Here is a 6,279-nt window from a genome sequence, read left to right on the forward strand (position 1 = left end):
GGTCAGCGGGCCCCGGTCTCCGGGAGCCCGAGGAAGCGCTCCCGGGCCCAGGCGCCGAACGACTGGCCGGGCTGCTTGGAGTCCAGCCGCAGGTTGTGGCCGTCCCGCAGGGCCCGGACCACGGAGCCGGGAAAGGGCACCTGCACGACCGCCCCGCCGCGCCCGCCCGCCTCGTGCCGGGCGGCGAGCCACTGCTCGGCCGCGTCCTTGAGCCGCAGTTCCTGCGGTCCGCCGGCCGCGATGACCGTGCCGCGGGCCCCGGAGTCGAGGGTCTCGAGGACCACGCGGGCAGCATCGCGCGCGGCGAGCGGCTGGACGGAGACCCCGCGCGGCACGGGAACGAGCGGCGTCTTGGCCAGGTGGCCGAGCAGGGTGTCGACGAGCTCGTGGAACTGCGGGAGCCTGAGCACGGTATGGGGGGCGCCGGCCCTGGCCAGTGCGTGCTCCCCGGCGAGCTTGGCCCGGTAGTACGGAAGCGGGATGCGGTCCACGCCCAGGATCGAGATCATCAGCACGTGTCGCACGCCGGCGCGGGCGGCCGCCGCGGCGAGCCGCCGGGTTCCGTCGACATCCACTTCCTCCCACCGCGACGCATCCATGCCGCCGCTGGCCAGGTGGATGATCCCGTCGACACCCTCGCAAGCCGGATCGAGTCCCGCTCCCGTGGCGAGGTCCCCGGTCACGCCGCCGTCGATCCCGCTCCGGCGCGTCAGGACGCGGACCTCGTCGCCCCGGGAGCGCAGGAGTTCGACGACGTGCGGGCCGAGCGTGCCGGTTCCACCGGTGACGAGGATCCTCATGGCTCCACCCTGCCGGGGTGCCGCTCCGCCGTCAACGAGGCGGCCCCGGCGTCGTCCCCTTGTTCCCGCCGCGCGGGGGAACGCTTCCTGGCGGAGCCCGGCACCGGCGTCGTCCGGTGGCCCGGGCCGCCGTCCCTACCGCGGCAGCCCGGCGGCAGCGGCCCCCTTCACGGCGGCGGTCACCCGGGCCAGGGCCGGCGAGTCCAGCTTCCAGCGCTGCCAATACAGCGGGACCTCGTGCACCCACGAGGGATCGAGGAGCCGCAACGAGCCGTCGCCGGGGATCTGCTGCTCGGGCACCATGCCCCAGCCGAGCCCGGCGCGGATCGCCTCGACGAACTGGACGGAATCCGGCACGTGGTGTCCCGGGGGACGGGCGGCGGCCCCCGCGTGCCCGCGGATCAGGTCCCGCTGGTGGGCATCGTTGCGGTCGAAGTGGACGGCGGGCGCCCCGGCGAGCCCGGGCCCGTCCGGCCCGAACCACCGGTCCGCGAACGCCGGGGCGGCCACGGCCAGGTAGCGCATGCTGCCGAGCAGGTCCGCCGCGCAGCCCTGGACGGGGCGCCCGCTCGTGGTGACGGCGCCCATGACGCGACCCGAGCGCAGGTGCTCGGCCGAGAAGGCCTCGTCCTCGCGCAGGATCTCGAGTTCGAGGTTCGGGTCGGCGGCCAGGACCGGCAGGGCGGCACCGAACCACGTGGCGAGCGAGTCCGCATTGACGACGAGCGCGATCGGCGCCCGCGCGGTGGGCGCATCGGTGCCACCCGCGGCCGCGGACAGCTCGGCGGCGGCCTCCGAGGCCAGCAGGTCGAGCTGGCGGGCGAGCCGGACCAGGACCCTTCCGGCGGGCGTGGCCTGAGCGGGATTCGTCCGGCGGACGACGACGGTTCCGGCCGTGCGCTCGAGGGCCTTGATCCGCTGGCTGACGGCCGAGGGGGTGACGTGCAGCCGGCGCGCCGCGGCCTCGAACGTCCCGGTGTCGACGACGGCCGCGAAGGCACGGAGCTGGTCGGCGGGGAAATCGATCATAAGGAACTCTAACGCATCATGAATTTCTTGAGCTGGACTGTCGATGCGCCGGAGCCTACCGTCAAGGAATGCCCTTCCTTCCTTCCTCCCTCGCCGGCCTCGGCCTGGGACTCTCGCTCATCGCCGCGATCGGCGCCCAGAACGCGTTCGTGCTCCGCCAGGGCATCCGCCGCGAACACGTCGTGCCGGTCATCCTGCTTTGCATGGCCTCCGACGCCGTCCTGATCCTGGCCGGCGTCGCCGGCGTCGGAGCCCTCGTGGACGGCACCTCGTGGATCCTGCCCATGGCCCGCATCGGCGGTGCGGCGTTCCTCGTGGGCTACGCCGTTCTCGCCCTGCGCCGGGCCGTGGCGCCCGCGGCTCTCACGGTGGCCGAGGGCGGGGGCGGGACGACGCTCGGCGGGGCCGTGGCCACCGCCTTCGCCCTGACCTGGCTGAATCCCCACGTGTACCTCGACACCGTGGTGCTGCTCGGGTCCATCGCCTCGTCGCACGGGGATCCGGGGCGCTGGTGGTTCGCCGCGGGTGCCGTATCGGCGAGCGTCGTGTGGTTCACGGCCCTGGGCCTGGGCGCGCGGGCCCTGCGCGGCTTCTTCTCGAAGCCGGCGTCCTGGCGGATCCTCGACGGCGTCGTGGCCGCGACGATGCTCGTCATCGCGGCCACGCTGCTGCTCGGCCTCTGAGGCCCGGCCCCCGGGGCCGGGGACTAGAGGGCCCCGTAGTATTCCGTGAGCGCGGGGTAGTAGTCGGCGAAGTCCGGGAGCGGTCCGTCGACCCGGCTCGCCGCGAGGCGGTCGAGGTAGAACTCCCACCCGGGCCCGATCTCCGCGAGGCCGGCCCGGTCGGCCAGATGGTGGACCAGCGACAGGGAGGCGCCGGAGTCCACGGGTTCCACGAGCAGTTCGAGGTCCCAGCTGCCGTGCTCGTCCCGCATGACGAGCTCGAGCCGGCGGGGCGGATCGCAGGCCGCCACGCGCAAGTGCGACGTCGGGGCCCCGTCTTCCGCCGTCAGCGTCACCACGATCTCGCCCCCGGTCCGGCCCTCTCCCTGCCAGTGACCGAACCAGAGGGCGGTCCGCCGGCTGTCGGTGATGCTGTCCCAGACGTCCTCGGGCGGCGCGGAGAAGTACCGGGAGACGACCAAGTCGACTCCCGGGTCCCGTTCGACGAGCGTCCCCGTCGGTTCGATCACGTCTCCTCCACTCCGTGCCGTGCCGGACCGTGCTGTGCTGTGCTGTGCTGTGCCACACAGTCTGCTCCGCCCCCGTCCCGGCGGCAAGGCCGGACGCGGACGCCGCTCAGGCGCGGCGGGAGTAGACGACGTTGGTCCGAACGCGCCGGAAGCCCACCCGCTCGTACAGGCCGACGGCCCCGGTCGGGCTGTCCGAGTCGACGCCGAGCTCCACGGAGGCGTAGCCGTCCTCCTTGGCCTGGCGGACGACGTCGGTCAGCAGCGCCGCTGCATGTCCCCGCCCCCTGGCGCGCCGGCGCGTGCCCACGAGGGACACGTAGAGCTCCTTCGGGACCCACTGGCCGGAGAGGACGTAGGCGTCGACCGCCTCCTCGGGATCGAGTCCCGGGTCGTCGCTGAGGACCGTTCGGCTATAGGCCGGGCGGAAGCTGCGGGCCTTGAGCTGGGCCGCCCACTTCTCCGGCGAGCGGGCGGAGGAGCCCCAGTGGTCGGCGAACGCCTCGTTGTGCGCGCGCCGGATCCCTTCCGCGTGGGCTGGATCGAACACGACGCCGGGGCAGGGCGCCGCACCCGCGGGAACCTCCCAGCCGCCCAGCTCGACCTTCATGTCCTGGAAGTAGCGTGCCGGCTCGTAGCCGCGGACGGACGCCATCCGGGCGGCGCCGGACTCCGGGCGCCCCGCCCAGACGTCCAGCAGGAGCGGGTGGCCGGCGTGGCGTTCGCCGCCGAGCTCGCGGGCCCGGTCCTCCAGGCGCTCCATGAGCGCGCGGCCGATCCCGCGCCGCCGGTGCTCCGGGTGCACGCCGCCGCCGAGGTGCGCCTTGGCGAAGCCGTCGCGGAGGGCGTCGCTGATCCGCACTTGCCCGAAGGCGACGAGCCGTCCGTCCTCGCGGACCGCCCACGTGTCGCGTGCGGGATCGACGCCGGGCTCCTCGAGCTCCTCGGCCAGGTCCTCGGGTTCGTAGAACTCCTCCGTCTGGTCGGCCACGGCCAGTTCGTTGGTCAGCCGCGCCCACTCGGCGGTGTCCTGCTCGGTGATGGTGCTCCACTCAAGGGCCATGGCACGTTCCCTGCTTCCTCCGGCCCGCGGCCGGCATTGTGCTGCGCCCGATCGGTGGGGCGCGTCCAGCGTACAGTGATTGGGAGAATTCAATCAATAGAGCGCGTTTAACGCACAGCGTGTGCAGAGGGTTATCCACAACTGGGGACACAGCTGTTGGTAAGTATGTTCTATTCGCCGCCGTAAGGCCGATGCGGAGCCGTTGGGTCGGTGAGTTACACGGGTGTGAGTTATAAACACTGTGGATGAAGGCTGTGGAAATCACCCCTACCACCGGGGTTGTTCACAGATTTCCGCCTGTCCGCTGGGGAAACGGTGGAAATCCGGGGGCCCGTCGATGCATCGCCGGGCCCACATCCCTTAATCCTCGGGGGATTCGTCGCGCACAGGATGTGCAGAAGGGTTATCCACAGGTGTGCAGAAGTATGTGAATATTCAAGCGCCCCGGGGCCGTTGAACCGGCCGCCGGGGCTGCTGCGGCGTCATCCCGGGGGACGGGAAGAAGGACGCCTAAGCCTTGATCCACCGACCGTCACGCTTGAGGTGGGACGTAATTAAGCACGAAATGCCCGTCTGACCGGGAAGAATGGGACTTGTTCAGGGTTCCGTTCCACCGCGATGAGAGGGCATCTCGTAGATGCAAGTTTCCCACACCCGGGCCGCACTGTCAGTTTCCTTCGACGAACCGAACCTCGTCGGTTCCGCGGGGTTGGTGCCGGTGATGGAACTGGCGCGAGAATCGGGCTTGCACTCACTGGCCGGCAGGCAGCTGACGGTGCCGACGGACAAGGGCGCCAATGCCGGGGCGAAGGTCGCGGCCTTGGTGGCTGGCATGTGTGCCGGCGCCGATTCGATCGACGATATGGCGGTACTGCGCCATGGGGCGATGAAGCGGGTCTTCAGTGCCTGTTATGCGCCCTCGACGTTGGGCTCGTTCCTGCGCGCCTTCACCTTCGGGCACGTCCGCCAGCTCGACGCGGTCGCCACCCGGCTCTTGGCGAACCTGGCCGACCGGGCCCCGCTACTGGGCGCTCCGGCAGACGGCGCAGGAGGATTCGTGTTCGTGGATGTGGACGACACGATCATCGAAGTCCACGGCTACGCCAAGCAGGGCTCCGGATACGGATACTCCGGAGTCCGCGGGCTCAATGCCCTGTTGGCCACCGCCAGCACCGAGACTACGGCCCCGGTGATCCTGGGCCAACGCCTGCGCCGCGGCGCGGTGGGCTCCCCACGCGGGGCCTCCCGGTTCGTCGCCGACGCACTGGCCACCCTGAAGCGAATGCCTCCGGCCGCCGGCACCCGGGTACTGGTTCGCGCCGATTCCGCCTTCTACGGACACCCCACCGTGGCTGCCGCGCTCACCGCGGGGGCCGATGTCTCCGTCACCGTGCGGATGGACAAAGCAGTCAAGAAGGCCATCGCCACCATCGACGAGCAGGCCTGGACCGGCATCAAGTACCCACAGGCGATCTACGACGAGGGCACCGACACCTGGACCTCGAAGGCCGAGGTCGCCGAGGTCCCCTTCACCGCCTTCACATCCCGGAAGAAGGCCGAGAGGATCCCCGGACGGCTGGTGGTGCGCCGGATTCCCGAGTTGAACCCCAAACACGGCGACGGGCAGCCGACCTTGTTCGACACCCACCGGTTCCATGCCTTCTTCACCACCACCGATCCCGAGGTCCTGGATACCGTGGCCGCCGACAAGGCCCACCGACAACACGCGATCATCGAGCAAGTCAACGCCGATCTCAAGGACAGCGCCCTGGCCCACCTGCCCTCCGGACACTTCTGGGCCAACAGCGCCTGGCTGGCCTGCGCGGTGATGGCCTACAACCTCACCCGTGCAGCCGGGATCCTCGCCGCCGGGACCTTCACCCGGGCCCGCACCGGCACTATCCGGGCCCGGCTGGTGAACCTGCCGGCCCGGATCGTCTCCAGCGCCCGCAGAATCCGGATACGCCTGCCCGAGTCCTGGCCCTGGCAGCAAGCCTTCGAACGACTCTTCACCGCCCGCCACCGGCCACCGCAGCCCGCATAGAAGCCATCCACCAGCCGACACCGGCGCGACAGAGGGAACCCACCGTGGAACACGACCGGCAGCGAGGCCGGCTACACGGTCATGCCAAAATCCCGCTCAAGGCTGCTTCAGAAATCCAGCCCCCGACTACATCGCCCGTCGGTGGATCGAGGCT

General features: G+C 71.1%; 6 protein-coding genes. 2 read left to right on the forward strand and 4 right to left on the reverse strand.

The annotated features are described in order from the left end of the window. Nucleotides 1-2: 2 nt before the first annotated feature. A complete protein-coding gene (locus ACQ3I4_RS15240; RefSeq protein ID WP_329861973.1) occupies nucleotides 3-800 on the reverse strand; it encodes an SDR family oxidoreductase in 798 nt (265 codons plus the stop codon). 135 nt (nucleotides 801-935) lie between these two features. Beyond that, nucleotides 936-1,829 (reverse strand): LysR family transcriptional regulator ArgP, encoded by an 894-nt coding sequence (locus ACQ3I4_RS15245; protein WP_329861974.1) that lies wholly within the window; start codon nucleotides 1,827-1,829, stop codon nucleotides 936-938. Nucleotides 1,830-1,897: 68 nt separating this feature from the next. On the opposite strand from ACQ3I4_RS15245, the gene ACQ3I4_RS15250 reads away from it, so the two are divergent. Then, nucleotides 1,898-2,512: a LysE/ArgO family amino acid transporter gene (locus ACQ3I4_RS15250; RefSeq protein WP_329861975.1), complete on the forward strand. Its 615-nt coding sequence runs from the start codon at nucleotides 1,898-1,900 to the stop codon at nucleotides 2,510-2,512. A gap of 23 nt (nucleotides 2,513-2,535) precedes the next feature. Here the strand turns inward: ACQ3I4_RS15250 and ACQ3I4_RS15255 are convergent, their stop codons facing one another. Then, entirely contained in the window at nucleotides 2,536-3,021 is a 486-nt protein-coding gene (locus tag ACQ3I4_RS15255) for an SRPBCC family protein (protein WP_329861976.1), read from the reverse strand. 106 nt (nucleotides 3,022-3,127) lie between these two features. Then, on the reverse strand, nucleotides 3,128-4,081 hold the full coding sequence (locus tag ACQ3I4_RS15260; protein WP_329861977.1) for a GNAT family N-acetyltransferase: 954 nt from the start codon (nucleotides 4,079-4,081) through the stop codon (nucleotides 3,128-3,130). Between the two features lie 637 nt (nucleotides 4,082-4,718). Between ACQ3I4_RS15260 and ACQ3I4_RS15265 the strand changes: the two genes are divergently transcribed. Then, nucleotides 4,719-6,125, forward strand: coding sequence for an IS1380 family transposase (locus tag ACQ3I4_RS15265; protein WP_430632959.1), 1,407 nt, complete (start codon nucleotides 4,719-4,721; stop codon nucleotides 6,123-6,125). Nucleotides 6,126-6,279: the final 154 nt, after the last annotated feature.

It is taken from the genome of Zafaria sp. Z1313, from assembly GCF_050563205.1.
Classification (GTDB): domain Bacteria; phylum Actinomycetota; class Actinomycetes; order Actinomycetales; family Micrococcaceae; genus JAZDCJ01.